Genomic DNA, 26,559 nt, shown 5'->3' with positions numbered 1-26,559 from the left:
AACGAGGTCTCGTTCATGAAAGAAAACCTTATTTCACGATTGAGATACCTGGAAAAGAAAGAGGATATGACCATTTTGATGGCTGCTGTTACTGGCAGCCATTCTTTTGGTTTATCATCCGGCCAATCAGATTACGATGTTCGGTTTATATATGTTCATAATGATAAGCGTTCATACCTTAGCTTGAGTCAGCCAGTTGAAGTCATTCAAATGAAAGAATACCTATTTGACATGGAAGGCTGGGATTTATTTAAATCATCACGTCTTTTCTTAAAAAGTAACCCTGCTCTATTTGAATTATTTCAGTCGCGAATCAAGTTGATTACGCATCCGGATTATTATAGGAAGATGAATCGATTGATAGCTGATTGCTATTCCAAAAAGGCACTGGGGCACCATTACTATCGGATGATGAGCGACAATCTTCAACAATTGACAAAAACAAGGGGGGCCGAAAGAAAAGAACTAAAAACATGGGTACAAGTATACCGTTCGTATTTAATCCTTGAATATATAATCCAACTGGGTTCGCTGCCACCTTTGTCGGTATGGGAATTACTTGATTTGGTTTCAATTGATCAAGAATTGAAAGACAGGATTACCCGGATATTTAAAGCAAAACAAATGGAGGAATATATAAGCAACAATGAAAGTGAAAAGAATCTTTCGATAATAAAAGGGAAATCACTTTCCTTAAAGAATGAGATAACTAGGCTACATCAAGGAAAGAAGATGGAAACTGAGCTTAATGAATTAATTTGGACCATTTTGGAATAGGGGGTTTTTCAGATGAGTTTTATAATTGAAAAAGAAGAGCTGTTGCCGATGTTGAATTCTCGAGATATCAGAATTTGTGACTGCCGCTTTCAGCTAGGCTCTCCTGATGCGGGGTATAATGAATACAAAAAAGACCATATTTCCGGCGCTGTTTATTTCGATCTTGAAAAGGACTTATCGGGGCAGGTTCAAGAACATGGCGGAAGACATCCTCTTCCTGACCTGGAAACCTTTCAAAATAAACTGGAATCAAATGGAATAACCAATGATACGGTACTTATTGCTTATGATGGCGGGGAAGGTTCTTTTGCTTCCAGGTTTGTCTGGCTGCTCAGCTATCTTGGGCATCAGAAAGTTTTTGTTCTTAACGGGGGCTTTCGCGCCTGGAGGGATAATGGCTATCCAATTGACTCGAATCAAACGAAATATGTGCCAACAGAATATCATATCGATTTAAATGAGTCCGTTTTTGCATCTTTTCAAACAGTGAAGGATTACACTATGAATAGGCCTGACGATCTCGTATTAATGGATTCAAGGGAATCTAAGCGCTACGAGGGAATCGAGGAGCCGATTGATAAAAAAGCCGGACATATACCTGGTGCAGTAAATAAGGTGTGGACGAACGTTCTCGAAAATGGCTATTTTAAAAAGAAGGAAGATCTTCAGTCGAGTTTTACAGGCATCGGTAAGGATAAGGAAATCATTGTGTACTGTGGTTCAGGTGTAACGGCATCACCCAATTATATCGCCCTGAAAGAAGCGGGCTTTAAAGATGTGAAGATTTATATTGGCAGTTTCAGTGACTGGATCTCGTATGATGATAATCCAATTGAATAATATTTTTTCCAATTAAACGATCCTTAAAAAAGGGGACAGTTATGTTAAAATGGAAGTACATCATGATAGAGGTGATAATGTGTTAATGAAAGAAAACGAGCAGCATCCTTCCTTTATGCTTGTCGATGGGATGGCGCTTTTATTTAGAGCTTTTTATGCAACGGCAGTTACTGGTCAATTCATGATTAACTCAAAAGGCATCCCGACTAATGCCGTTCAAGGTTTTTTGAAGCATATGCTGACGGCGGTGAATCACTTTTCACCTAGTCATGTAGCGGTGTGTTGGGATATGGGCAGCAAGACTTTCAGAAATGAATTATTTGATGGATACAAGGCTAATCGATCAGAAGCTCCAGTCGAAATGATCCCTCAATTCGGCCTAGCGAAACAAGCGGTTGAAGCATTTGATATCCCTAACATAGGGCTCTCTGGATATGAGGCGGATGACTGTATCGGGACAATTGCCAAGGCATCTGCCCAACATAGCCGGGTGGGTATATTGACTGGCGATCAAGATATGCTTCAGTTAATAGATGAAAACATTTCCGTGCTATTGTTAAAAAAAGGATATGGTAACTATGAAGTTCATAATCCCGATAGTTTTTTTGAATGGAAAGGGATCACACCAAGACAAATGATCGATTTAAAAGCTTTAATGGGTGATACAGCTGATAACTATCCCGGAGTTAAAGGAATTGGGGAGAAGACAGCGTTGAAATTATTGATCCAGTATCAAAGTATCGAAGGGATTCTTGAAAATGTTGCTTCATTGACGAACGGGCAGCGGGCTAAAATTGAATCCGCCGTCGATATGCTTCATTTATCCAGAAAGCTAGCAGAAATAAAATGTGATGTACCAATTTCATGTTCTTTGGACGATGCGGTCTATCAGTATGATCGCGAGAAGGTCAAAAATCTGGCTAGGGATCATGAATTCAGGGCTTTACTGCGAATGATTTAATACTATAAGCGGAGCTTCCAATGGGAGCTCTTTTATTTTATATGGTGATTTTTTTGTCGAAAAATGGATAGTCAAAATCTATGATATACGGTAAGATGAAAATAAGGCATGAAGTATGGAGTGGATGCAAAAGTGGCGAAGTCAACTGAAGAGTATGTTAGTTTTTTAGAGGGTAAGGGATTCACTTTTGGTAATGACGCTATTGGTTTTATTTATTTTGGTAAGCGCTACACGGATGCGAGTGATATTTTAGTCAATGCAGCAATAGAATTGACATTGAAGGTACAAAAGAACTTTGATGGCAGCTTTTATATCTCCTTTTTGGAAAACTTAAAACAAAATGGCATTGAAACGCGTAGTGCAGCGGTATCTTTTGCAAAAGAACAGGGGCTGCTAAAATAAATCGGACTTCGTAACTGGAAGTCCGATTTATTTTATTGGCCTTTTCAAGAAAAGTCCTGTGTCACGGTTTTCTTTTTCTTAACAGGCAGTTCAGCGAAAATCATCCCCAAGAATATGAATGCGCAGCCGATGATGGAGGCGGTAGTCAATTTTTCCCCTATCAATATGTATGAGGATAACGCGGCAAAAACCGGTTCCATTGAAAAGATCAGCGCCACTCTTGTAGGTGTCGTATATGCTTGGAAGAAGGTTTGTGCAAAAAAGGCGAACGCAGTTGCAAGGGCTGCCGTAACCAATAAAGCAGTCCATACGTCCTTCTGTAACATGACCTCCGAGCTGAAGATGACGGAATGATTCTCTTTGAAAATGAAGGCTGAAACAAATGATAATAAGGATACGGTGGAAACCTGAATCAGCGTCAACGGTAAAGCAGGTAAGGTCTTGGCATATCTAGCGGTAGTAATAATCTGCATGGCAAAACTGATTGCGCATAAAAATACCAGTAAATCCCCGATATTCAAATTGGAGCGGTCAGCGAAAGTCATTAAATAAAGCCCGATGGTTGCGGCTGCGACACCAATTATTGTATTGCGGGAAAGCCTATGTTTTAAAAGCAGCAGGGAAAACACGGGTACCATGACGACACTTAATCCTGTTATAAAGCCTGTCTTCGCAGGAGTTGTATAATTCAATCCGATCGTTTGAAGCCCATACCCCAGAAAAAGCCAAACCCCAATATGAAACCCAGCCATAAAAAGACCCTTGTTCCAAGTTTTCCCCTTTTTGTGTAAAGTCGATATATAAGGGATGAGCAAGAAAACGAATGCCATGAAGAAACGGACCGCATTAAACGTGAAGGGGTCTAGAAAAGATAGGGCGTTTTGGACCATGACAAAAGTTACACCCCAGATGAATACAACGAATAATAACGAAAAATCAGCTGTCTTGTTCATGAATTTCCTCAGACTTATTCAATCGAATGGCTCGTCTCGCCAACTCATCCGCGGACTTGTTTTCGAGATTTGGAATCCATTTCATGAAAAATAATTCAAGCTCATCGGAAAGCTTTAGCGCCCGTTCCAACAAAATGGCATACTTATTCTTTGCAAATCTTTTTTCAATGGCCTGGTTGATGGCTTGGGAGTCAGTACGAAAAGAAACGATTTGATACTTATTGGCTACACAAATTTCCAATGCTTTGATTAAAGCATGGTACTCCGCTTCATGGTTTTCCATGTTTCCAAGCGGAAAGGCATGCCGCTCGACCACACCATTATTATTTATGAAAACACCTGCGCCGCTCGGCCCTGGATTGCCTGCACTGGCACCATCAATATACACTTCGATCAAGATGTGCTCCTCCTCGAGTTTAACTGTCAATATGCTATGATAATAAAACGTTTCATATAAAATAAAGATTGAAACATGAGAATTTCAGGCTGATCTGGGAACTATAATTAAAAAAAGCGATACAAATGCTTACAATATATTATAAAGGGTAAGACGAAAAAAAGGTATGAAAATTGTTAGCTGTTCTGCATGAATGGTGAATGGATAAGGAGCTGGAAATCTTTGAAGGTAATTATGCAATGGACATATCATGCTTCAAAAAAACCATCTGCCGATTTCGTTTCGGATTGGCTTGATGCCGGAACTGCACTGGTCATTACGGAAGATCTTGAAAAGGCAGGAAGGCTGAAAGAAGTGGAGTTCAAGGATGAATTCGATACAACTTGGACAAAGAAGGAGCTAAAGAAACTCCTGACGGAAGTTGAGGAAGAACCGCAGGATGTGACTGTTTTTTTTGATGGCGGTTATCAAAAAGATGAAAAGGTGGCAGGAATCGGTGTTGCCATTTATTTTCGTCAAGGTAAGAAGTTCTGGCGGTTACGCACCAATGTGAAATTGGAGCAATTCGAATCCAATAATGAAGCGGAATATGCGGCCTTTCATGAAGCGGTCAGGCAGATGGACGAACTTGGAATCCACCATCAAAGCTGTGTCTTTAAAGGGGATTCTCTCGTTGTCTTAAATCAACTTTCCGGTGAATGGCCCTGTATGGAAGAAAACTTAAATAAATGGCTTGACCGCATTGAAGCAAAACTGGATAAATTAAAGATTATTCCTGTCTGCAAGCCAATTTCTCGAAAGGAAAACCAGGAAGCCGATCGCCTGGCAACACTTGCACTGCAGGGAAAAGCCATTTTCAGCAAAATGGAAATTGCTGAGTCAAAGGAGCCATAACAACAATGAACAGGAAAAAAATATATGAAGAAGTGGAAGATGTTCTCGCTTCATTTTGCCAAGATTGTTTTTTACGAAAGCATTTTCGAAAAGAGAAAGGGCGGACGTATGCCCATCAGTTCTGTATTTCAGAATGTACGGTTGGTGAAAAATTAAAACACCTGGGAAATGAACTTAGTGACCGATCTTAAGTGCCCAAAAATTGCTTTCGTTATGACACAATTACATGAAGGATATGGCATTATAGGTAATAAATAGATAAAAGTGTGAGAGCAATGAAAAATAGAAGAGGGAAGCTGAATAACAAAGCCAATACTACTCTTACCATACCTGAAATTGATTTCATAATGGAAGAATTGAAAAAAGGTGAATCTTCTTTAACGGAGAATCATGTACAACCTAACGTAAAGATTCATGAAAGAATCAACGAAGCTTCTCTTCAAATGAAAAACATCTTTCAAGATATACGTAAAATGCTGTTTTATAAGGTGATTGAGCAAATGAACCGCGACATGTTCGGTAAATTCAATCCGGAAATCCTGCTGGAATTTGTAAATCGTTTAATGGCCACATTGGTCGGAAAAGAAGTCATGATTACTAATGAACGAATCGGGACGGTCGTTATGATCAATCCATACGATCCCCTTAAAGTTTTATTGAAAACCAGTACAGGAATCATGGATTTGCGAATGGAAAAGGAATGGCAGATCGAACGAATCTTCGGTTAATGAAAAAGAGCCCGATTATAAAAAATCGGGCTCTTCGTCATTCTTCTTTACCGAATCGAAATAGGTTTTGAGCATCACTTTATTTTCACTGAAGTCTGCAATCGTATATTGATCAAGGACCTTTAGAAAAGCATCCAAGGCATTATTAAGAACAAATTTCAATGAACAAACGGGAGAAATCACACAGTTATCGTGATCTTTAAAACATTCCACTAGATAAAAATCCTCCTCGGTTCGCCGTACAAGTTCCCCTACATTTATTTCTGCGGGTGATTTTGCAAGCCGAAATCCGCCATTTCTTCCACGAATCGTCTCAATATAGCCTAATTTTCCAAGATTATGAACAATCTTCATCAAATGATTTTTAGACAGTTGATAAACTTCAGAAATCTCTTTAATACTTGATAATTTGCTTTGGTCGTGGGAAGCCAGGTAAATCAACACTCTAAGTGAGTAATCGGAATAACTCGTCAACCTCATGTTTATCGCCTCACATTCTATCCCCATTTGACTATATCATAAATGTGAACATTTTATAAACATGAAAACTTATTATTTGAAAAAGATGTATTAAATATATTGCTTTTAATGCATTTAGGTTTTAATATAAACATGTATTTAAAATACTTGTTTATGAAGAGGGGTTTACCTATGCTATCCCAAAAAACTATTGATGTTATCAAATCAACCGTACCTGTATTAGAAGTGCATGGTACAACAATCACAAGTGTATTCTATAAAAATCTTTTCGAAGCACATCCTGAATTATTAAATGTTTTTAATCACGCCAATCAAAAAAAGGGGCGCCAGCAAAATGCACTAGCCAACACGGTTTTGGCAGCAGCTAAATATATAGATCAACTCGAAACGATAATACCTGCCGTGAAGCAAATAGCACAAAAACACAGAAGTCTTGCCGTTAAAGCCGAACATTATCCCATTGTTGGAGAATTTCTATTAGGTGCAATCAAGGAAGTGTTACAAGATTCAGCTACAGAAGAAATCCTCCAAGCTTGGGGAGAGGCCTATGGGGTCATTGCCGATGCTTTCATTAGCATCGAAAAGGAAATGTACGACGAAGCTTCCAATCAGGTCGGCGGATGGTCTGATTTCAAACGATTCACAGTGGTGGAAAAAGTACCGGAAAGTGACGTAATCACATCCTTTTATTTAAAACCATCAGATGGAGAGAAGGTTCCATCATTTCTTCCTGGACAATATATTACCATTCGGATCGAGATACCGGGTGAACGCTATTTATTCAACCGTCAATATAGCTTGTCTGATGTTCCGGGAAAAGATTATTTCCGGATTTCCGTTAAAAAAGAAAAGCCGGGAACCTCTCCTGATGGAAGGGTCTCTAACTACTTGCATGAATCCATTCAGATTGGTGACAGTATTGACGTAACGGCTCCTGCAGGAGATTTCACCATCGATTTGGAAAAACGAACACCTGCAGTATTCTTGAGCGGAGGCATTGGCATAACACCTTTCATGAGTATGGTCCATGCGATAGCTGAACAAACACCTGAGCGTGATGTACAATTCATTCATGCTTCCGATAATGGTCGGTTACAGCCGTTCAGAATGGAACTGACAGAACTAGCCCACAAGCTTACCAGCTATCAATTATCCTTTGTCTTTAAAAATCCGGGTGAGGATGATATGAACCTGCCGAATTTTAAAAAGGAAGGGTATATCGATAAGGAATTATTGAGCGGTTTTGTTAAACCTGAAGCTGATTATTATGTGTGTGGCCCTGTTCCTTTCATGAAGGCCATCATTACTTATCTAAATGAGCTGGGGATAGATACGGATAAAATTCACTATGAGTTCTTCGGCCCGGCAATAGCGTTATAAGGTTTATTCATCGTAGGAATGTTATTGACATCAAGCAGATAATTTTGCATACTATATTAAAACAATGAACGTTGAGAGAAGATTAGTATGCGAGAATCACTGTGACAGAGAGCGGCGTCAATTGCTGGAAGACCCGCGACAGGAAAACGCAGAACCTGCTTCTTGAGTCCTATGCAAAACATAGGCGCAAATCCTGGCGTTATCAGGCAGAGTGGAATGCATGAACTTGCATTCAATGAAGGTGGTACCACGGAGAGCAGCCCTTTTCGTCCTTATTTCGAGGATGAAAAGGGCTTTTTTTCATGTCTTAGATATTTATTGGAGGAAGTAATCGATGGAAAAGAAACGCATCGTTGTAAAGATAGGAAGTAGTTCTTTGACCAACACAAAAGGTGAAATCGACCAAAATAAATTTTCCGATCATATCCAGGCAGTGGCAGCTTTAAGGAAAGCGGGACATGAAGTTGTCCTTGTTTCATCAGGTGCTGTAGCAACAGGTTTTCGCAAGCTCGGCTATCCTACGAGACCTGTCACTCTCAAGGGGAAACAAGCTGCTGCAGCGGTCGGGCAAAGCCTATTGATTCAATCATATATGGAACAATTGGGGCATTTTGGAATCGTTCCTGCGCAGATTTTGTTAACAAGGAAAGATTTCTCGAAAAAAGATAGATATAAAAATGCATATGCGACATTGATGGAATTGCTTGAACGCGGCATCCTTCCGATTATTAATGAAAATGATACAGTATCGGTCGAGGAGTTGACTTTTGGTGATAATGATATGCTATCTGCCTTAGTAAGCGGGCTGGTCCACGCCACCAACTTGATCATATTAACGGACATTAATGGGCTTTATGATTCCAATCCACAGACAAATCCAGGGGCGAAACGATTTGACAAGCTATCCGAAGTAACGGCGGATTTATTGCAAATGGCAGAAGGTGCAGGATCCAATGTCGGAACCGGGGGTATGAAATCTAAGCTGATTGCAGCGCAAACTGCATTGTCTCTAGGGGTGAAAGTATTCATTGGTTCTGGTTATGGGAGTGATAAACTTCTAACAATCCTTGAAGGCAAAGGTGATGGCACGTATATTGGGAATGATGTCTTGACGACGGTAACGAAAAACAAACAATGGATATCCCTTCATTCACAAGTATCCGGGAAAATTTTCGTTGATGAGGGTGCCGAAAAGGCCTTAGTTTCAAATGGCAGCAGTCTGCTGCCAGCTGGAATTTATGAAATTAAAGGAGTCTTCAATAAGGGGGATGTTGTCGAAGTCTTTGGTGCAAATGGATTATTGGGGCGGGGTGAGGTCCTTTACTCCGACGAAGAATTAAAGCAGGCGATGGGAAAGAGGACATCCGAGCTTGTGATCACTTCCATAGAAGTGATTCATCGCGATAAATGGGTGAAAGCATAAAAATCAATTTTAGTGAAGGAAAAGGGGGCATTTGGAAATGAGTGAAGTGACGGCGAAAGGAAAGGCAGCCAAAAAAGCCAGTTATCAGTTAATAGGATTGAGTACGGAACAAAAGAACGAGGCACTTGGAAACATTGCTAAGCAACTCATTATCGATAAAGATTTTTTGATAAAAGAAAATCAAAAGGACCTGGAAGAAGGCAGGAAAAAAGGCTTCAATGAGTCTACATTGGATCGAATTATGTTAAATGTTAACCGTATTGACGACATGGCTGAGGCCATTATGCTTTTAATTGATTTAAATGATCCGGTTGGGGAACAATTGGAGACGATCGAAAAAGAGAATGGTTTATTAATTAAAAAGTTACGGGTGCCGATCGGTGTAATCGGGATGATTTATGAAGCCAGGCCTAACGTGACCATCGATGCAGCTACATTGTCCTTGAAAACGGGGAATGCCGTCCTATTAAGAGGCAGTTCGTCAGCCAAAAACTCCAATATTGCACTAGTCTCATCCATTCATAAGGCATTAGAGAATACGGAAATTCCTGTAGAAGCTGTTCAATTGATCGAGGATACGAGTCGTGAAACCGCTAAGGAACTTTTTCATCTTAATGAGTATTTAGATGTTTTGATTCCACGCGGCGGAAAGAATTTAATTGAAACGGTCATAAAGGAGTCCACTGTTCCCGTTCTTGAAACAGGAGCAGGCAATTGCCATATCTTCATCGATCAGACCGCAGATATCACGATGGTCGAGAAAATTGTCTTAAACGGTAAAACTCAGCGTCCATCCGTATGCAATGCTATCGAGGGGCTTCTAATTCATGAAAAATGGTTTGAAGAAAATGGTGTGCGTATTTTGGAACTCCTGGACGAAAAGGGTATTGAAGTATATGGAGATGAAGCGGTTTGCAGCGCCTTCCCTAGAGCGAAAACAGCTACAGAGGAAGATTGGTCAACGGAGTACCTGGCTTTAAAAATCAGCGTTAAAACTGTAAAAGGTGTATTCGATGCGATTGAACACATTAACCGATACGGTACCAAGCATTCTGAAGCAATCCTGACGAGTGATGAACAAAACGCCTCCGCATTTTTGAATAAAGTAGACGCCGCAGCAGTTTATCACAATGCTTCCACCCGTTTTACCGACGGCTTTGAATTCGGTTATGGCGCAGAAATCGGCATTTCGACACAAAAGCTGCATGCACGTGGACCAATGGGTTTACCTGCATTAACATCAAGCAAGTACTTCATTTACGGCCAGGGGCAAATCCGGGAATGAAATTCATTTCTTTCATGGAAGGTTATTAAAACTCAATTAAGGGTATTGTATAATACATTACTTTTAAAGGAGCAGATACCATGGAGAAGAGGTTTATAGCAATATATGAAAATGCAAATGAAGCGACTTCAGCAGTCGAAAACTTAAAGGAACAAGGATATACATCCGATCAAATATCAGTAGTGGCAAAAAACATTGATAAATTACCTAGTGAAGCCGAGGAAGTCGGCCCGGCAAAGACTGATGGATTAGTAGCTGGGGCAGCAGCCGGCGGAGCTGTCGGATTAACAGGTCTGCTTATTGGAATGAGTGCATTGGCCGTACCAGGAATTGGTCCAATATTGGCAGCAGGACCGATTTTCGCCACTTTTGGCGGAGCCGCAGCCGGGGCAGCATCGGGAGCAGGCGGATTGAGAAAGCCATTATTGGATATTGGACTTGAGGAAGCCGAAGTCGAACAATATGTGGAGGATATTAAAGCAGGGAAAATCCTTGTCATCGCCGATCCTTTTTAAGTTCGTAAGTAAACCCGCCTTGAATGAACAGATTTACGAAGTTTGATAACTGCTCAATGCCCGCAAAAACTCAAAATAATATTTATTGAAAAACCCCGTTCAGGATTTCCTGAACGGGGTTAATATGTTTGTAGACTAATTTTATTGTCAGTAACTATAAAATCAAAAGGAATTCCACATTTGTATGAAGAATTAAACGAATATAGTCCTATTACCGAGAGAGGAAGGGGAATTATGGAAAATAAAGTAGATGACGATACCACTTAAGAAATTAAAGTGGATATTTTCATGATGATTTTCACCAAGAATCATTATACTGATGATAATGTTAAAAAGCGTATTCTAGTGAAGAAAAGCAAGTTTTAATGTAATGACCTGGATGACCAGACTATTATGATATTAAATACCAATCGAAATCCTTATGATGAAAAAAACCACGATAAAGGGTTTTTTATTTTTCAAAGTCATTTTCTAAATTCTAATATCTAAATAAAATGCAGAATTACTATTTTTAAGTCTCAATTGTACTCAAGATATTACCTTTCTTATTGCGGCTTTGAAAGAGAACCTTTGCGGCATTCTTAGCTTTCTAGATAATATTAAGCCATTGTATGACTAGGTCTAGAATAAATAACAGGTTGCTTGAGCTTATATCCAATAAACCAAAATGATTTACGTTGGAGGTGGGTGTTTTGATAAAAATAAAACTCGTTGTTCCTCGAAAAGGGTATATTACGGATGCTTTTGAAAGATTTGAGGAATTCAACAAGTTGGAAGAATCGGACAACAATGATAACGGTTCAGTGAAGTTTGTTTTAGAGGAGGTAGTTGAGGATGCCGATAAGATTGGGAAGTTGAAGCTGGATGCTGATGTGATCATCTCAAGGGGATTAATCACGAAACTATTAAAAGAAAGCAATGAATTCATTCCAATCGTTGATATACCTGTACAAGGTATTGACCTCATTCGTTCCCTGTATGATTGCAAGGCACGTTTTGGCAGTAAAAAAGTGGCCGTTATAGGAGCGTTAAACATGATTTATGGCGTGGAGAACCTTTCGGATATTGTTGATTTGCCAATTCAGTCCTATATATTAAATGATATCGAGTCCTCAGTCAGTTTAGTGGATTTGGCAGCCAGAGATGGCTGTGAGGTGGTGTTAAGTGGTTTAAGTACCTGTAAATATGCTGAAGAGATAGGGTTGGGAGCCATTCTTGTTGACACTGGAAAGGAATCATTTCGGCAGGCGTTGATTGAGGCAAAAAGAGTGGCTCTTGTCAGCAGAAGGGAACAGGAGAAGACCAAGCGTTACCAAACGATTCTTAATTATGCCTATGAAGGGGTTATTGCTATAGATTTAAAAGGACAAATATCTGTATTTAATACGGCGGCTCAGGAGATATTATCCATTTCCAAGGGGAGCTTAATTGGAAATTCTATATACGATATAATAAAGCCCGGGAAATTTCGTAATATGCTTTTAAGCGACGATGAATACGAAAAAGATACCGTTGCTTACCAATCGATTCAATTATCGGTAAAAAAAGTTGGGATATTTTTAAAAGGTAAAAAAGTGGGGGATATGGTCGCCTTTCAGGATGTTACCCGCATTCAAGAGATGGAAGGGAAGTTCTTTAGAAAACTTCATTCACGCGGACATGTGGCTAAGTACACATTTGATGATATATTGTATCGAAGTCCCGAAATTAAGAGGACGATTGAAACAGCTCAACGTTATAGTGAAGTAGATTCAAACATTCTTATAATTGGAGAAACTGGAACGGGCAAGGAAATATTCGCCCAAAGCATACATAATCATAGCAACCGGAAAAATAACCCGTTTGTAGCCATTAATTGCGCGGCGCTTCCCGAAAATTTATTGGAAAGTGAGCTTTTCGGATATGCAGAAGGAGCTTTCACGGGAGCCATGAAAGGCGGAAAACAAGGATTTTTTGAACTGGCTCATAGAGGTACGATTTTTTTAGATGAAATAGGGGAAATCTCCCCAAAAATGCAAAGCCGGCTGCTACGTGTCCTCCAAGAGCGGGAAATCATGCGCATCGGTGATGATAAAGTAATTCCGGTTGATGTGAGAATTGTGTCGGCAACGAACAAAGACCTCATGCAAATGGTGAAAAGCAATGACTTTCGGGAGGATCTATATTATCGCTTGAGTGTACTGGACCTTGTATTGCCTCCACTTCGGGAACGCAGAGAAGATATTCCGTTATTGGTGAATTCTTTTATTCAGAAAGGTCATTCGGATCAAAAACAAATTAAGATTACGGATACTGCCATGAAAAAGCTGAGCGAAGAGAATTGGGAAGGGAATATTCGCCAATTGCAAAATTTTTGTGAGCGATTATGCGCTCTTTATAAAGACAAGTTAATTGATGTGTACGATATTGAATTGTATTTCCCCAATAGAAGTAAAAAGAAAATACAGCTGTCGAAACAAGACGAAGAGATGGATATGTCACCTGGGATGCATTTATCCGAGCGTGAAAGAATTGTTCAAATGTTAATTAAGGTTAATTTTAATAAAGGAAAAGCTGCCTTTGAGTTAGGGATGAGTCGCACGACTTTATGGAGAAAGATGAAAAATTTGAATATTGAAACAAATTGAAACGTAATGAAACTAATTAATTCATTTTGAAACAATTTGTTAACTTTATTTATGTCTTAATATATGAACTAATTGGCTTCTTTCCTTTATAAACTGATGTTTTTTATGTTGGCACAATAATTGTATATATAACAATGCAGTAGGAAAGATTTTTCCTTCAAGGTTAATATGAAAGGTTGGTGTGAAGGTGAGTCATTTAGTGTATATTCCTCAAGATATTGAGAAAGAGGGGAAAAGTTATTTAGTTGAAAAAGGCTATAAGATTAAAGTAGGGTCTGATCTATCGCAAGAAATTCTTATGGAAGAAATCAAGGGTTGTGATGCAGTACTAACGAGATCAACGGCTGTAATAAATAAAGAAGTTATTCAAGCAGCTGAAAACCTCAAAGTGATTGCCAAGTATGGTGTGGGCTTGGACAATATTGATATCGAAGCTGCTACAGAGCGTGGCATTTATGTAACAAATACCCCAGAGGCAAATGCGAATTCTGTAGCTGAACATGTAATGGCATTAATTTTATCATTGTCCAAAAACTTAAGCTTGGCTGATAAAGAACTGCGCAGCGGGAATTTTGCTATTCGTAATCAACTTTTTGGCATGGACTTGGAAGGCAAGACTTTGGGGATCATCGGACTGGGGAGAATCGGTAGAATACTGGCAAAAAAGGCTTTCCAAGGCTTCGATATGAAAGTGATTGGCTACGACCCCTATGTTACAGCCAGAACGAATTCGGAGTTGGAGATAGTAACAGATTTAGAATGGGTATTCAGAAACTCTGATGTTATTAGCTTGCATCTGCCGTTAACGAAAACAACAAAAGAGATAATAGGAAGCCGTGAGTTTTCCTGGATGAAACCTTCTTCTTATTTTGTAAACGCTTCCAGGGGCGGTGTAGTGAAGGAAAGTGATTTAGTAAATGCTTTGCAAGCGGGCCAGATTGCCGGCGCTGGAATAGACGTATTTGAAGTTGAGCCTCCTGATAAATGGAATCCCCTTTTTAAATTGGATAATGTGATTGTCAGTCCTCATAATGCGGCATTGACGAAGGAAGGCTCGATACGCATGGCTGTACATGCAGCAATGCAAGTGGAACAAGTTCTTACAGGCCTGAAACCGAATTGGGCTGTAAATGAGCCCTTAACTAAAGGGCTGTCAAGGTAATAACACTGGAAAAATATCTGTTTTTTCAGAAAACGAAGGATTGGATGGTTCAAGTTTGGCATTTGTTGATAAGGATGGTGAACAAATGAAGAAAATAATCTTTGTGATAAGTGCAATACCGGCACTTGGCTCGCTTGTGGTTATCAATCGGATTGAACCTTATGTTTTAGGGATGCCATTTGTTCTTTTTTGGGCCATATTATGGGTTTGTCTTACATCAGTGTTTTTAATAATTGCTAATAAACTTGATCCTGCAACCGAGGAGGAAGAAGACTGATGAATGAAGCCCTGCTTGTTATCCTTTTCTTTCTGGTTCTGTGTATTTGGTTAGGGCTTCAAGCTCGAAAAGGTAAAAATATGAGTTTGGAACAATGGGCTATAGGCGGAAGAGGTTTCGGCAGCTTTTTGCTCTTCTTCTTGATAGCAGGTGAAATGTTTACGACATATACGTTTTTGGGGGCAAGCGGCGGAGCTTATAGATCAGGTATGCCTCCTGCCTTATACGCTTTCAATTGCTTCTATTTTGTAATCGCCTATTGGCTGTTGCCGCCTATTTGGAGATATGCAAAAAAAAATAATGTCATATCTCAATCTGATTTTTATGATAAAAAGTACAATAGTCCGGCTTTAGGAGTTCTTGTGGCGGTAATTAGCGTCATTTCAATTATTCCATATTTGATCATGCAGTTAAAAGGGTTAGGAATTATCGTATCGGAAGCCTCTTATGGGTCCATTTCGCCAAATGTGGCTATAGTTGTAAGTGTCATTGCGATCACAATTTATGTAACTGCTTCAGGGATGCATGGAGTAGCGTGGACCGCGGTCATTAAAGATATCATGATTCTGACTGTTGTCGTCATCATGGGGATTTATTTTCCTCTTCATTATTACGGTGGTTTACAGCCGATGTTTGAAGCAATCGATACAGCAAAACAAGGTTTTTTGATTTTCCCGGAACAAGGTTTGAGTATCTCTTGGTTTATTTCAGCTACGATTATGACAGCACTGGCATTCTATATGTTTCCTCATATGTTGGCGGGAGTGTTCTCTGCAAAAAGTCCAAAATCACTTCGTTGGAATGCTGGGGTTATGCCAATTTATCAAGTAATCATCATTTTTTCGTTATTTATTGGTTTTTCTGCGATTCTCCAAGTTCCGAATTTACAGGGGGCAGAAGCAGACTTAGCTTTATTTAAAATGGCGAAGATGTCATTTGATCCCTGGTTTGTTGGAGTTATTGGAGCATCAGGGGCGATGGCCGCCCTTATACCTAGTTCACTCGTGTTGACGGCTACTGCCACGATACTTTCCAAAAATGTATATAAGGTGTGGAAGCCGAATACTTCAGATGAACAGCTTCAAAGACTGAGCAGGATGTTAGTACCTGTCATTTCTATAGTGACTCTATATTTTACGTTTAATGGCGGGGAGTCGATTTTTACGTTGTATCTTATGGCATATAGCTTCATGGCACAGTTGTTTCCAGCATTATTTTTTAGTCTGTGGAAAAAGAATCCCGTTACCGTTCAAGGAGCTTTTGCCGGAATGGTCGTTGGCATTCTAATTGTCATATACTCGACTACTTCAGGTACGACACTTGCTACTTTATTTCCATCTCTACCGCAAGTAATACAAGATCTTGATGTAGGGTTAGCTGTATTATTCATCAACATTGCAGTAACTTTGGGAGTGAGTGCCGTTACAAGAAAAACATCTATTGGGATGGAAGAAGATAATAAACAAGCTTCAGGAATGGACAAAACTAGTTAAATGATAGTGGGAATGAGTCCAATTTTAATATAATCATAAATTACTAGAACAATAACACGTACTTGAAAGCGGGAGGCTTGATTATGAAAGTCAGTGGAGGAAGAGCAGTCGTAGAAGTAATGGCTAAAGAAGGGGTAAAAAAAGCTTTTTGTGTACCAGGTGAAAGTTATCTTAGTGTAATGGATGCACTATATCAACATCCTGAAATAGAACTTATTTCCGCCAGGCATGAAGGGGGTGCTTCTTTTATGGCGGAAGGGTATGCCAAGGCTTCGGGAGAGGTAGGAGTTTGTATGGCAACGCGTGGAGTGGGTGCTACAAACTTAGCTATCGGCATTCATACTGCTGCTCAAGACTCAACCCCTTTGGTTGCGCTTATTGGCCAAGTCGAACGCCCTTTTAAAGAAAAGGAAGCATTCCAGGAAGTGAATTTGACGGGTTTTTTCAGTCATTTATGTAAATGGACGGTAGAGATCGATCGTGTGGAAAGGATCCCGGAATTATTGCAACGGGCGTTCCATATTGCGCGATCGGGGCGTCCGGGCCCTGTATTGGTGGCTTTGCCGCATGACATGTTAGAAGATGAGGCAGAGTTGAACATAAATCCTTCTTATCGTTCGCTTCCTCCTCAACCACATATGGAAGATGTGAAGCAGGCGCTGGATATGATACGAAACGCGGAGCGTCCCGTATTGATTGCTGGTGGAGGTGTGATTCATGCTAAAGCCAACAGGTTGCTTGTACAGTTTGTGGAGGCAATGAAACTTCCTGTCGTTACAGCTTTCCGTCGATTTGACGCGTTTCCGAACTCACATCCTTGCTATGCAGGATGGCTTGGGTTTGGGACACCACAATATTTACTTGATGCAATCCGGGATGCAGATGTAGTTTTGGCATTAGGGACACGGTTCTCTCAAGTAGGAACACAAGATTACACATTGCTTTCTAAAAATTCAAAGCTGATCCATGTGGATATTTGTCCCGATATTTTTGGTAAAGTGTATGCACCTTCTCTTGCAATTGAGGCAGATGCCAGGAGCTTCTTGGAACAAGCACTGCAAGCGCCAGAACCAGGATCTATTATTTCAAGCGAAGATCATTTGAAAGAATTGCATGATAAATATATGGAATTTTCTGAACCGAAGGCCGACTACACAGAAGACTTCGTGGATATGGATGGATTGATGCATGATCTTGCCGTCTGTCTGCCGAAGGATACTATCATTACTAATGATGCTGGCAACTTTTTCGGATGGCTATCCAAATATTACCGTTTTGAACAAGAAAACACATACGTAGGGCCAACGTCGGGTGCGATGGGATATGGGCTGCCTGCTGCTATTGGGGCAAAGCTGGCGCAGCCTCACAAACATGTTGTATCAATTTCAGGAGATGGCGGCTTTATGATGACTCTCCAAGAGATTGAAACCGCTGTACGGTATAAAATTCCGACCATATCAATTGTTGTCAACAACAATACTTACGGAACAATTCGTGTACATCAAGAAAAGCATTTTCCAAATCGGGTCGTTGGAACTGACTTGTCTAATCCTGATTTTGCCGAATTGGCCCGCTTATTTGGAGCACATGGTGAAAAGGTTGAAAAAAATAGTCATTTTGCGCCAGCGCTGCAAAGGGCGATTGCTTCTGGGCTGCCGGCTGTAATCGAAGTTGCAGTCAATCCAAAGATTCTATCTGTAGGCCAAGACAAGAAGGAAGTAAACGAAAAGCTGGTATCAAACAATTAATTACCGGCATGACTGCTTTGGTATTGTTTGCATTGTAAGTTAGCAGGAACAAATAAAAGTAAGATATTTAAGGGAGGTTTCATAGTTGTTAAAACCATATTTAGTTGTGGAATGGAATGATACGGAAACAGATGCTAAAGGCTGGCTGGTCGTCCATAACTTTGTAAAAGGCTACACAGGCGGCGGTACAAGAATGCACCCAACGGTTACAAGAGAAGAGGTCGAAAGGTTGGCCGAGGCTATGGCTTATAAGTATGTAGCCTGTGAGTCTGAGACGACTGGAGGTTGTAAAGCGGGCATTGCCTATGATTATAAAGCGCCAGATGCATATGCAGTGTTAAGAAGATTTCTGATTGCGATGATGCCTTATATAGATATAGGAGTATCTTTAGGCAGTGATTTAGGTACCAAATATGAAGATGTGCTCAAAATATTTAATGAATTTGGTATTGATATCCCACTAACGAAATCAATGAAGCAGAATCCGAATGTTCTGCAAGGGATAAAAGACTTCGATGAACTGTTGACGACAAAAATCGACGGGTTGTTTTTAAACGATGTCGTAACAGGCTATGGTGTGGCATTTTCCGCAGATGAGGCATGGAAATTTAAAAGCGGAAAAGGTGGAGCGAGAGTTGTCATTCAAGGATTCGGCTGTGTAGGAGCAAGCTGTGCATTGAAAATGTCCCAGTTAGGTTATAAAGTTGTGGGAATTTCCGATGCAGCTCTTTTGGTAACGTGTGAAGAAGGATTAGATGTCCAAAAGCTAATTGATCATAAGAACATGTACGGAGAAATGGATAAAGAATTTTTTGAACCGCATTATGATGTAAGGCCAAACACGGAATGGCTCGACATAGAGTGCGACATTTTAATTCCGTCCGCACTGGAGGATGTCATCCACAGATCTAATGCTAAAAGCGTAAAAGCGAGCTTGATTGTGGAGGCGGCAAACATTCCCCTTTCTTCTGAGGGAGACGAAATCATAAAACAAAGAGGAATTGAGGTTGTCAATGATTTCGTTGCCAACCTGGGGGCGATAAGATTTTATGATGTGGTTATTTTTGGACTAGTTAAACCAAATCCACAAGCTGTCGTTGATGATATTGAAAAACTATGCAGGAAAAATACGTATCACTTGTTTACACAAGCTAAAAACCAAAATAAATATCAAAGAGAAGTAGCTTATGAAATATTTAAACCGACAATCAGTGACTTGCCGGAATATGCAGAGCCTCCCGAAGTGTTATCGGGGAATTCCCGTTAACCTGTGTTAATCATAAAAGTGTTCAGGCAGTTTATCGATCAGAAACGGGGGGGAATTCATGCAAACAGAACATGAAAATCAGCCAAAAGAATTACAGCGTTCAATGAAGAGTAGACATTTATTCATGCTCTCCTTAGGTGGGGTAATTGGAACAGGTCTTTTCCTGGGATCAGGATATGCAATCAGTGAAGCTGGACCCTCGGGAGCGATTGTTGCCTATTTGGTCGGTGGTGTATTAATGTACTTGGCGATGATTTGTCTCGGTGAATTATCGGTAGTGATGCCTGTGTCCGGTTCCTTTCAGGTCCATGCAACGAAATTTATTGGACCCGCCACTGGTTTTGTAATTGGCTGGATTTACTGGCTGAGCTGGGCTCTTTACGTAGGATTGGAATTTGTAGCGGCCGGTTTGCTTATGACTAGATGGTTTCCCGATATACCAGTATGGATATGGTGTGTGATATTTACGGTACTTTTATTCACTATAAATGCTTTAACAACGAGAAGTTTCGCAGAAACAGAGTATTGGTTCTCCGGGATTAAAGTACTTGCCGTTATTCTATTCATAATTATCGGTGCGGCAGCTATGTTTGGATTGATTCATATGGAGGATGCAAAACCAGCCCCGTTCTTTTCCAATTTTATAGGTGATGGACTATTCCCTACAGGATTCACTGGTGTGTTTATATCGATGATGACAGTCGTATACGCATTTCAGGGATCGGAAATCATGGGTGTTGCAGCAGGAGAGACGGAAAACCCGCAACAAAGCATTCCGAGAGCGATTCGAAACATCGTAATACGTGTGCTGCTTTTCTATGTCCTAGCAATCTTTGTTCTATCGGCTATCGTTCCGTGGCAAGAAGTCGGGGTACTGGAAAGCCCATTTGTTACCGTGTTTGAAATGGTAGGCATTCCTTATGCAGCTGACATTATGAATTTTGTAATTTTGACGGCGGTACTCTCTGTTGGGAACACGGGTCTGTTTGCTTGTACCAGGATCCTTTTCTCCCTTTCCCAAAATGGTATGGCGCATTCTGCATTTGGAAAGCTCAATCGGCGCGGTGTACCTTTTAATGCCTTACTCGTCACCATGGTCTTTGCCTTGCTGTCGCTACTTACTAGTGTAGTAGCGGAAGAAACGTTATTTGTTGTGCTACTTTCCATAAGCGGTGTTGGAGGGGTGCTTACTTGGATGGCGATTGCGTTCGCACAGTACAGATTCCGTAAACAGTATATCAGAGCAGGCGGAAAGGTTGAAGATCTGAAGTACAGAGTACCTTTCTTCCCATTTGTCCCGATTCTCTGCATTCTTATGTGTCTAGGTATTTTCGTTTTCACCGCTTATGACCCGACACAGCGTAATTCGTTGTATTGGGGATTAGGTTTCGTCATTGCTTGCTATATATTTTACTATTTTAGATATACGAGAAGGAGAATAGAGGTTCCGGCATTATCGAATGAACCGCCCAATGATTTCGTTCAATAGAAATTATTGTTCATATGCCGACAAAGTGCAACCATAAAGAAAATCTACCATCAATAGAAAGTGGGAGGAAATCGTATGCGTTACTTAAATTATATTAACGGAAAATGGCAAGAACCAACTACTAGGGAGTATAAGGAAAATCTTAGTCCCCATAATGGAGAAAATTTAGGGGAATTTCCATCCAGTGCGGCCACAGATTTACATGATGCAGTGGCTGCCGCAAAAAGTTCATTTCCTGCTTGGAAAAAACTATCGTTTCAGCAACGGGCTTCATACTTGCAGAAAGCAGCTGATATTTTGAAAAAGAATATGCAGGAAGTAGGTCGGGATTTGATAAAGGAAGAAGGAAAAACATTCTTGGAAGGGATGGGGGAAGCCAATCGAGCTGCTAGCATTCTTGAATATTATGCTGCTGAAGCCCGGCAGCCACTTGGGGAAGTGATTCCTTCAGCGAATGCCAATACATTTTTGTACACAACCCGTACCCCGCTCGGTCCGGTGGGGTTGATTACACCATGGAACTTTCCAATTGCCATCCCTGTGTGGAAATTGGCGCCTGCCCTGATTTACGGAAATACAGTCGTGATTAAACCGGCTGATCTTACACCTAAGTCGGTCTATCATGTGATAAAAGCATTTGATGAAGCGGGTCTTCCGGCTGGAGTCATTAATTGTGTATTCGGAAGGGGTTCCGTCATTGGTGCTGCATTAGTGGAACATCCTGATGTGAAGGCTATATCTTTTACCGGCTCGAATCAAGTAGGTCAGCAAATTCAAAAACAAGCCATTGAACATGGGAAGAAAGTGCAAGTGGAAATGGGAGGGAAAAACCCGCTCGTCGTACTAGCTGATGCTGATCTAGAAAAAGCAGTGGAAATTGCTGTAGGCGGAGCCTTTAAGTCCACTGGGCAAAAATGCACAGCCACTAGCAGGGTGATTGTGGAAGAAGGAATATATGAAGCATTCCGTGACCGTCTTGTCGCCCGAACGAAAGAATTAAAAGTGGGCGACCCGCTCAACGAAGAAACATATATTGGTCCCGCTGTATCTAAATCACAACGCGATGGCGTGCTTGAAATGATTGATGCTGGGAAATCAGAAGCAACGCTATTGTGTGGAGGAGAGATTCCGACTGAAGAGGAATTGGCGAACGGTTATTATGTCCGACCGGCTATCTTTGAAAATGTTGCTCAGCATGCCCGCATTGCACGTGAAGAAATCTTTGGACCAGTCATCGCCCTGTTTAAGGCAGGAAATTATGAGGAAGCAGTTATGATGGCGAATGATACAGAGTATGGATTGAGCGCAGCAATTTGCACGAATAATTTAACGGCGGCTCAAAGGTTTATTGAAGATGTCGAAGTGGGTCTTGTCCATGTCAATTCGGAAACAGCAGGAACTGAACCGCAAATGCCATTTGGCGGATGCAAAAATTCAAGTGCAGGCAGCCGTGAACAAGGGAAGAGTGCCGTTGAATTCTATACAGAAGTCAAGACAGTCTATATGGATCGGGTATAACAATAAATTGTACCAAGCGTTTTTTAAACTTTAAATTAGATCATAATACAGGAGGGATTTTCAATATGTCCACTAAAGAAAATGTACAGTTCAGCCCTACACTTCCATATTCACGGTATGTTGATCCAAAGGTATTCGATGAAGAAAGTAAAAAAATTTTTAGAAAGAGCTGGATATTAGCGGGGCATGCAAGCCAAGTTGAAAAAGTGGGTGATTTCATGACATTGGATATCGCCGGAGAGCCTATTATCGTTTCTCACGGTACCGATGGTGAACTGCGTGCTTTCTACAATATTTGCCCTCATCGCGGAATGAAAGTAGAAAACTCCGATAAAGGAAATAAAAAAATTTTACAATGCGGATACCATGGATGGACGTTCAAATTAGATGGAAGTGTTTATAGAGCTCCTAATTTTAAAACGAATGAACTGGGTATACACAGCTGTATGAAATCCATACGCTTAGAAGTTCAGAATGCTATGATTTTTGTCAATCTAGACAAAAATGCACCTTCTATGGCAGAAGCATATCAGGAATTTTTAGAGGAAATGAAAGAGTATCCCTTCTTTGATTCACTGAAACTAGTTAGGGAAACCCGCCGTGTAGTTAAAGCTAATTGGAAAGCTGTTGTTGACAATTACCTTGAATGTGATCATTGTTCCATTGCTCATCCTGGCTTTGCGAAATCTTTTGATTTATCAAACTTTTGCACAACGACACACGACAAATTCACCTATCAATATATGACGGTAAGCAAGAATGGTGAGGGTGACCAAGCACGTTTTTATTGGGTTTGGCCAAATATGATGATTAACGTTTATCCAGGAGACGGGAATGTGAATACCATTCAAGTAATTCCTGTTGATGCTGAGACGTCGTTAGGTATTTATCGTGATTACTCCCTCGATGAAAAAACAACCATAGAAAAAGAAGAATATTTTAAATTTGTTGATCAAGTACGGCAGGAAGATTTTGAACTGGTGGAAAAATTGCAAAAAGGATTAAGTTCCGAGGCATTTACAAATGGTATCTTTTCTCCAACTGAACATGCTGCAGTTTATTTTCATGAACTTATTGATAATAACCTCCAGAACTAACTAGCTGCCAATTGGAAAGCATTTAAAAAAGAAACGTTAATAGAGAAATTCGTAAATTTAATAGCTCTTAAGCAACCAACCAGTGTGATTCGGTAGTTTACCGGAGCATACTGGTTGAGTTGTTTTATTTGTGATGACTTTCTTTGCTTATTTGAACGACCGATAAAGTTATGAAATTTGCGAACTGCCTTTTATTTATTCCGGGTGTGAGGACTTGTTCTTCCATTGTTGTTCTTCAGCAAGAAACTCAAAAAAAACATTCATGGCAGTAAGCGGATGCTCATTTACTCTTTTAAAGTAATTACTTTTTCTGGCATCTGTTAAATAGCTGCTTTTTTTGATTCTCTCCAACATATATTTTTGACTCATTTTCACTATTTCCCTTTTGTTGTGTTTGTTTTCTTTTAATAATGCAAATCCAACAGCTCCCACCAATGCATAGATTCCAAGTGCGATTTTCGAGATGGGTATAGATTCGTTCTTAAATAAAAGAAAAAAAAGATTAATGATGGAAAAGCCTATCATCACCGTCGAAAAAAAACCGTATTTCATATTTTTTTTCAACAAGGGGGACAATGTTGATTGAAGTTGTTCGAGTTCGGCTTGCATGAAGCCCGGTATATTATTTATTTTGATATTCATTGTTTCCTCCTTATTATCTTGCATGAACCCAATAAGTATATGGCACTAAAAAAAATTGTACCTATTTAATGAAACAGGAAAAGGAACCTGATAATATATATTTTATCGTTTGGAAACGTGTTTGTCATTTAATATACCCCATGGACTTTTTTAGGGAAAAGTAAACGAAATTGACGTATGTGGGTGATGAATGGAATGCCTAATTATATGTGTTGAACTAACTCAGATAGACAGCGTTCTTGCAGTATGAGGATGCCAAATAAAGATCATTTGCCTTAATATATTAACAATGGTATAAATGATGGATGGATTATGGTAAAATGGTCCTCAAATGGAAGTCATGTTTTTCGTTTTTTCATCATTAATAGTTATGAATGGCCACCCTGCGCCTTTTTTTGTCATAAATATGTGACTATTGTGGTATTTTGTTCTTTTAAATCGAGTTTTGGAACAAATCAATATATAATTAGAAAGCGAGATATTAGATTCAAAGATTAAGGAGGGACATAGAATGATGGAATGGGCTCTGATCATTTTGTTTGCTGCAGCAGTATTACTGTTCATTTTATCGTTTATTAAAAAGGATTCTGTAAAAGTGGACAGTCAATTGGAACAGGTTGCTATCACTTTTGGAGATGAAATGAATGTATTACAGGAAAAAATCAGGAACATCGAGATAGATGCTGAAATTACGGTGCAAGAGGCAGGCGTTCTAGCAATGTCTTCCGAAACGCGGATCTTGTTGCGTGAAGTACTCGACCTACATAAGCGAGGCTATTCATTTGAAAGCATCGCACTGAAGACAAAACAGCCGGAAGATGAAATAGAGCGCATGCTTACTCCTTACATAAAAACTAAGAATGAAAGGAGAAATATGGCCAATGACATCTAAATCAATGCGCAGCTTTGCCGGAGGCATTGTTGTTGCAGCAGGCTTATGCGGTGCAGTGTACTTCTTTGGTCCAGGTGAAGCGACCGGCACATCGGAGAAACTATCAGAAGATGAAATGAAAGAGTCTCTGGCTTCAGAAGGGTATGTCATACATTCCGAAAAAGAATGGGAAGATCAGATTGCTGAAGCACAGTCGGTTAAAGATAAAGTGGAAGCGGAAAAAGAAACGGTACAAGAACCAGCAGAAAAAATCATATACCGTACAGTTCTTACTGTGTCTAAAGGCTCGACAAGCATCGATGTGGGTAAAAACCTACAAAAGGCAAAAGTCATTAAAAATGCCAATGATTTTTTTGACGCGGTTGAAAAGAAAGGCAAGGCCAACGGATTACGACCTGGAACGTATGTGGTAGATAGTGCGATGACGACGGAAAAAATAATTTCCATCATATTTAAATGAACATAAAAACGACCATCGATATGATGGTCGTTTCTGTATGTCGACAAAAGGGTGTTATTAATGGTCTCATCCCGAACCCTTTTCTCGTTTTGCTGAGGGAATGATTACCTATGTTTGTTTACTGTTTTATATGGGATGAAACCTCATTAGATTGAAGAAATTTGCGACACTCCTGCCGAATAACTGTTTAGCCGAGACCGTAGAGGAGGCGTGGCAGACAGTCGGCAGAAAGGGAGCGGATTTCTGAAATCAACTGGAACGTTTTTTATGTTTTCTTTAACTTAATCTTTGTCCGCACTCCGGCCCACACTGCAATGATAAGTCCTCCAATAGTATCCGCGATTAAATCTATCATTGTATCTTTATTTCCCCCGCCTTGTAGTGTCATTCCGAAAAATTGATCAGAACTGAATTCGTAGATCTCCCATATGACACCACCAAGTGCTGAGAAAGAGAGGGTAAATAAAAAGACAAACCAAGGGGAAATCTCTTTGCCTGCATTTCTGTATACCATTCGTTCATATAAAGCAATTCCCGTAAAAGCAAGAAGGGAACCGCTTAGTAAATGTAATAATGTGTCCCACCACCCCAGACCATACCAACCTAAAATAGAACCTAAAAATTGTGAACCGAATAAGAAGATTAAATAGGAAATGATAATTGGCAGATTGAATTGAAGCTTGGTAAATAGGGCCAGTAATAGGGGAATTGCCCCACATACCACACCGCCTATCGAAACCAGTGATTTGAAAGTTTCATCGGCTGTATAGTGAAAAATAGATAATGCTGCCATGAAAAGTACATACACTAAACTTAATGAAATAACTAGCTTACGATTCATATGATTACCTC

At 40.1% G+C, this 26,559-nt stretch carries 27 protein-coding genes; 22 read left to right on the top strand and 5 right to left on the bottom strand.

The window, feature by feature from the left end; translation table 11 throughout:
• Positions 1–15: 15 nt before the first annotated feature.
• The 4 genes from MKY17_RS17430 to MKY17_RS17415 all read left to right on the top strand — a co-directional run bounded on the left by MKY17_RS17430 (position 16) and on the right by MKY17_RS17415 (position 2,980).
• On the top strand, positions 16–777 hold the full coding sequence (locus tag MKY17_RS17430) for a nucleotidyltransferase domain-containing protein (RefSeq protein WP_098370719.1): 762 nt from the start codon (positions 16–18) through the stop codon (positions 775–777).
• Between the two features lie 12 nt (positions 778–789).
• Positions 790–1,617 carry a sulfurtransferase gene (locus tag MKY17_RS17425; protein WP_098370718.1) on the top strand — a complete coding sequence of 276 codons (828 nt, stop codon included), beginning with the start codon at positions 790–792 and terminating at the stop codon, positions 1,615–1,617.
• 85 nt (positions 1,618–1,702) lie between these two features.
• Positions 1,703–2,578: a 5'-3' exonuclease H3TH domain-containing protein gene (locus tag MKY17_RS17420; RefSeq protein ID WP_098370839.1), complete on the top strand. Its 876-nt coding sequence runs from the start codon at positions 1,703–1,705 to the stop codon at positions 2,576–2,578.
• Positions 2,579–2,698: 120 nt separating this feature from the next.
• Positions 2,699–2,980 carry a DUF6123 family protein gene (locus MKY17_RS17415; protein ID WP_260398150.1) on the top strand — a complete coding sequence of 94 codons (282 nt, stop codon included), beginning with the start codon at positions 2,699–2,701 and terminating at the stop codon, positions 2,978–2,980.
• Positions 2,981–3,024: 44 nt separating this feature from the next.
• Here the strand turns inward: MKY17_RS17415 and MKY17_RS17410 are convergent, their stop codons facing one another.
• Both MKY17_RS17410 and MKY17_RS17405 read right to left on the bottom strand, forming a co-directional pair.
• The gene (locus tag MKY17_RS17410) at positions 3,025–3,933 is read right to left on the bottom strand and encodes a DMT family transporter (protein ID WP_098370716.1); all 909 of its coding nucleotides are present in this window, start codon (positions 3,931–3,933) and stop codon (positions 3,025–3,027) included.
• A complete protein-coding gene (locus MKY17_RS17405; RefSeq protein ID WP_098370715.1) occupies positions 3,917–4,330 on the bottom strand; it encodes a reverse transcriptase-like protein in 414 nt (137 codons plus the stop codon). Before MKY17_RS17405 ends, MKY17_RS17410 begins: the two co-directional genes overlap by 17 nt.
• 222 nt (positions 4,331–4,552) lie before the next feature.
• On the opposite strand from MKY17_RS17405, the gene MKY17_RS17400 reads away from it, so the two are divergent.
• The 3 genes from MKY17_RS17400 (at position 4,553) to MKY17_RS17390 (ending at position 5,952) form a co-directional block, all read left to right on the top strand.
• Positions 4,553–5,224, top strand: a complete 672-nt coding sequence (locus MKY17_RS17400; protein WP_286176971.1) for a reverse transcriptase-like protein — start codon at positions 4,553–4,555, stop codon at positions 5,222–5,224.
• Between the two features lie 5 nt (positions 5,225–5,229).
• A complete protein-coding gene (locus MKY17_RS17395; RefSeq protein WP_098370714.1) occupies positions 5,230–5,415 on the top strand; it encodes a zinc-finger domain-containing protein in 186 nt (61 codons plus the stop codon).
• A gap of 84 nt (positions 5,416–5,499) precedes the next feature.
• The gene (locus tag MKY17_RS17390) at positions 5,500–5,952 is read left to right on the top strand and encodes a hypothetical protein (protein ID WP_098370713.1); all 453 of its coding nucleotides are present in this window, start codon (positions 5,500–5,502) and stop codon (positions 5,950–5,952) included.
• Between the two features lie 15 nt (positions 5,953–5,967).
• On the opposite strand, the gene MKY17_RS17385 is transcribed toward MKY17_RS17390, so the two are convergent.
• The gene (locus MKY17_RS17385; protein ID WP_098370712.1) at positions 5,968–6,432 is read right to left on the bottom strand and encodes an Rrf2 family transcriptional regulator; all 465 of its coding nucleotides are present in this window, start codon (positions 6,430–6,432) and stop codon (positions 5,968–5,970) included.
• A gap of 171 nt (positions 6,433–6,603) precedes the next feature.
• Between MKY17_RS17385 and hmpA the strand changes: the two genes are divergently transcribed.
• The 13 genes from hmpA to MKY17_RS17320 all read left to right on the top strand — a co-directional run bounded on the left by hmpA (position 6,604) and on the right by MKY17_RS17320 (position 23,713).
• Positions 6,604–7,812: an NO-inducible flavohemoprotein gene (gene hmpA / locus MKY17_RS17380; protein WP_098370711.1), complete on the top strand. Its 1,209-nt coding sequence runs from the start codon at positions 6,604–6,606 to the stop codon at positions 7,810–7,812.
• A gap of 334 nt (positions 7,813–8,146) precedes the next feature.
• Entirely contained in the window at positions 8,147–9,235 is a 1,089-nt protein-coding gene (gene proB, locus MKY17_RS17375; RefSeq protein WP_098370710.1) for a glutamate 5-kinase, read from the top strand.
• A 37-nt stretch (positions 9,236–9,272) separates the two neighbouring features.
• Positions 9,273–10,520, top strand: coding sequence for a glutamate-5-semialdehyde dehydrogenase (locus MKY17_RS17370; protein ID WP_098370709.1), 1,248 nt, complete (start codon positions 9,273–9,275; stop codon positions 10,518–10,520).
• A gap of 80 nt (positions 10,521–10,600) precedes the next feature.
• Positions 10,601–11,035, top strand: a complete 435-nt coding sequence (locus tag MKY17_RS17365) for a general stress protein (RefSeq protein WP_098370708.1) — start codon at positions 10,601–10,603, stop codon at positions 11,033–11,035.
• A 692-nt stretch (positions 11,036–11,727) separates the two neighbouring features.
• Entirely contained in the window at positions 11,728–13,662 is a 1,935-nt protein-coding gene (locus MKY17_RS17360; protein ID WP_179891025.1) for a sigma 54-interacting transcriptional regulator, read from the top strand.
• Between the two features lie 187 nt (positions 13,663–13,849).
• Complete coding sequence (locus MKY17_RS17355; RefSeq protein ID WP_098370706.1) at positions 13,850–14,824, top strand: hydroxyacid dehydrogenase; 975 nt, start codon at positions 13,850–13,852, stop codon at positions 14,822–14,824.
• Positions 14,825–14,909: 85 nt separating this feature from the next.
• The gene (locus MKY17_RS17350; RefSeq protein WP_098370837.1) at positions 14,910–15,101 is read left to right on the top strand and encodes a DUF3311 domain-containing protein; all 192 of its coding nucleotides are present in this window, start codon (positions 14,910–14,912) and stop codon (positions 15,099–15,101) included.
• Complete coding sequence (locus MKY17_RS17345) at positions 15,101–16,594, top strand: sodium:solute symporter family protein (protein WP_098370705.1); 1,494 nt, start codon at positions 15,101–15,103, stop codon at positions 16,592–16,594. The genes MKY17_RS17350 and MKY17_RS17345 overlap by 1 nt, the downstream gene beginning before the upstream one ends.
• Before the next feature lie 83 nt (positions 16,595–16,677).
• On the top strand, positions 16,678–18,342 hold the full coding sequence (locus MKY17_RS17340) for a thiamine pyrophosphate-dependent enzyme (protein WP_098370704.1): 1,665 nt from the start codon (positions 16,678–16,680) through the stop codon (positions 18,340–18,342).
• 85 nt (positions 18,343–18,427) lie between these two features.
• Positions 18,428–19,609, top strand: a complete 1,182-nt coding sequence (locus tag MKY17_RS17335) for a Glu/Leu/Phe/Val dehydrogenase dimerization domain-containing protein (protein WP_098370703.1) — start codon at positions 18,428–18,430, stop codon at positions 19,607–19,609.
• A 58-nt stretch (positions 19,610–19,667) separates the two neighbouring features.
• Entirely contained in the window at positions 19,668–21,098 is a 1,431-nt protein-coding gene (locus MKY17_RS17330; protein ID WP_098370702.1) for an amino acid permease, read from the top strand.
• Positions 21,099–21,173: 75 nt separating this feature from the next.
• Complete coding sequence (locus MKY17_RS17325) at positions 21,174–22,616, top strand: aldehyde dehydrogenase family protein (RefSeq protein ID WP_098370701.1); 1,443 nt, start codon at positions 21,174–21,176, stop codon at positions 22,614–22,616.
• 65 nt (positions 22,617–22,681) lie between these two features.
• Positions 22,682–23,713 (top strand): SRPBCC family protein, encoded by a 1,032-nt coding sequence (locus MKY17_RS17320; RefSeq protein WP_098370700.1) that lies wholly within the window; start codon positions 22,682–22,684, stop codon positions 23,711–23,713.
• A 195-nt stretch (positions 23,714–23,908) separates the two neighbouring features.
• Here the strand turns inward: MKY17_RS17320 and MKY17_RS17315 are convergent, their stop codons facing one another.
• Positions 23,909–24,355 (bottom strand): DUF5392 family protein, encoded by a 447-nt coding sequence (locus tag MKY17_RS17315; protein ID WP_098370699.1) that lies wholly within the window; start codon positions 24,353–24,355, stop codon positions 23,909–23,911.
• A gap of 511 nt (positions 24,356–24,866) precedes the next feature.
• Between MKY17_RS17315 and MKY17_RS17310 the strand changes: the two genes are divergently transcribed.
• Both MKY17_RS17310 and MKY17_RS17305 read left to right on the top strand, forming a co-directional pair.
• On the top strand, positions 24,867–25,247 hold the full coding sequence (locus MKY17_RS17310; RefSeq protein ID WP_286176968.1) for a hypothetical protein: 381 nt from the start codon (positions 24,867–24,869) through the stop codon (positions 25,245–25,247).
• Positions 25,237–25,707 (top strand): endolytic transglycosylase MltG, encoded by a 471-nt coding sequence (locus MKY17_RS17305; RefSeq protein ID WP_098370698.1) that lies wholly within the window; start codon positions 25,237–25,239, stop codon positions 25,705–25,707. The genes MKY17_RS17310 and MKY17_RS17305 overlap by 11 nt, the downstream gene beginning before the upstream one ends.
• Positions 25,708–25,972: 265 nt before the next feature.
• On the opposite strand, the gene MKY17_RS17300 is transcribed toward MKY17_RS17305, so the two are convergent.
• The gene (locus MKY17_RS17300; RefSeq protein ID WP_098370697.1) at positions 25,973–26,548 is read right to left on the bottom strand and encodes a hypothetical protein; all 576 of its coding nucleotides are present in this window, start codon (positions 26,546–26,548) and stop codon (positions 25,973–25,975) included.
• Positions 26,549–26,559 lie beyond the last annotated feature (11 nt).

Source organism: Peribacillus sp. FSL P2-0133 (assembly GCF_037975445.1).
In the GTDB taxonomy this organism is placed as follows: Bacteria; Bacillota; Bacilli; order Bacillales; family DSM-1321; genus Peribacillus; species Peribacillus simplex_E.
The sequence above is the reverse complement of the archived record's forward strand: the minus strand, read 5'-3'. Positions and strand labels throughout refer to the sequence as shown.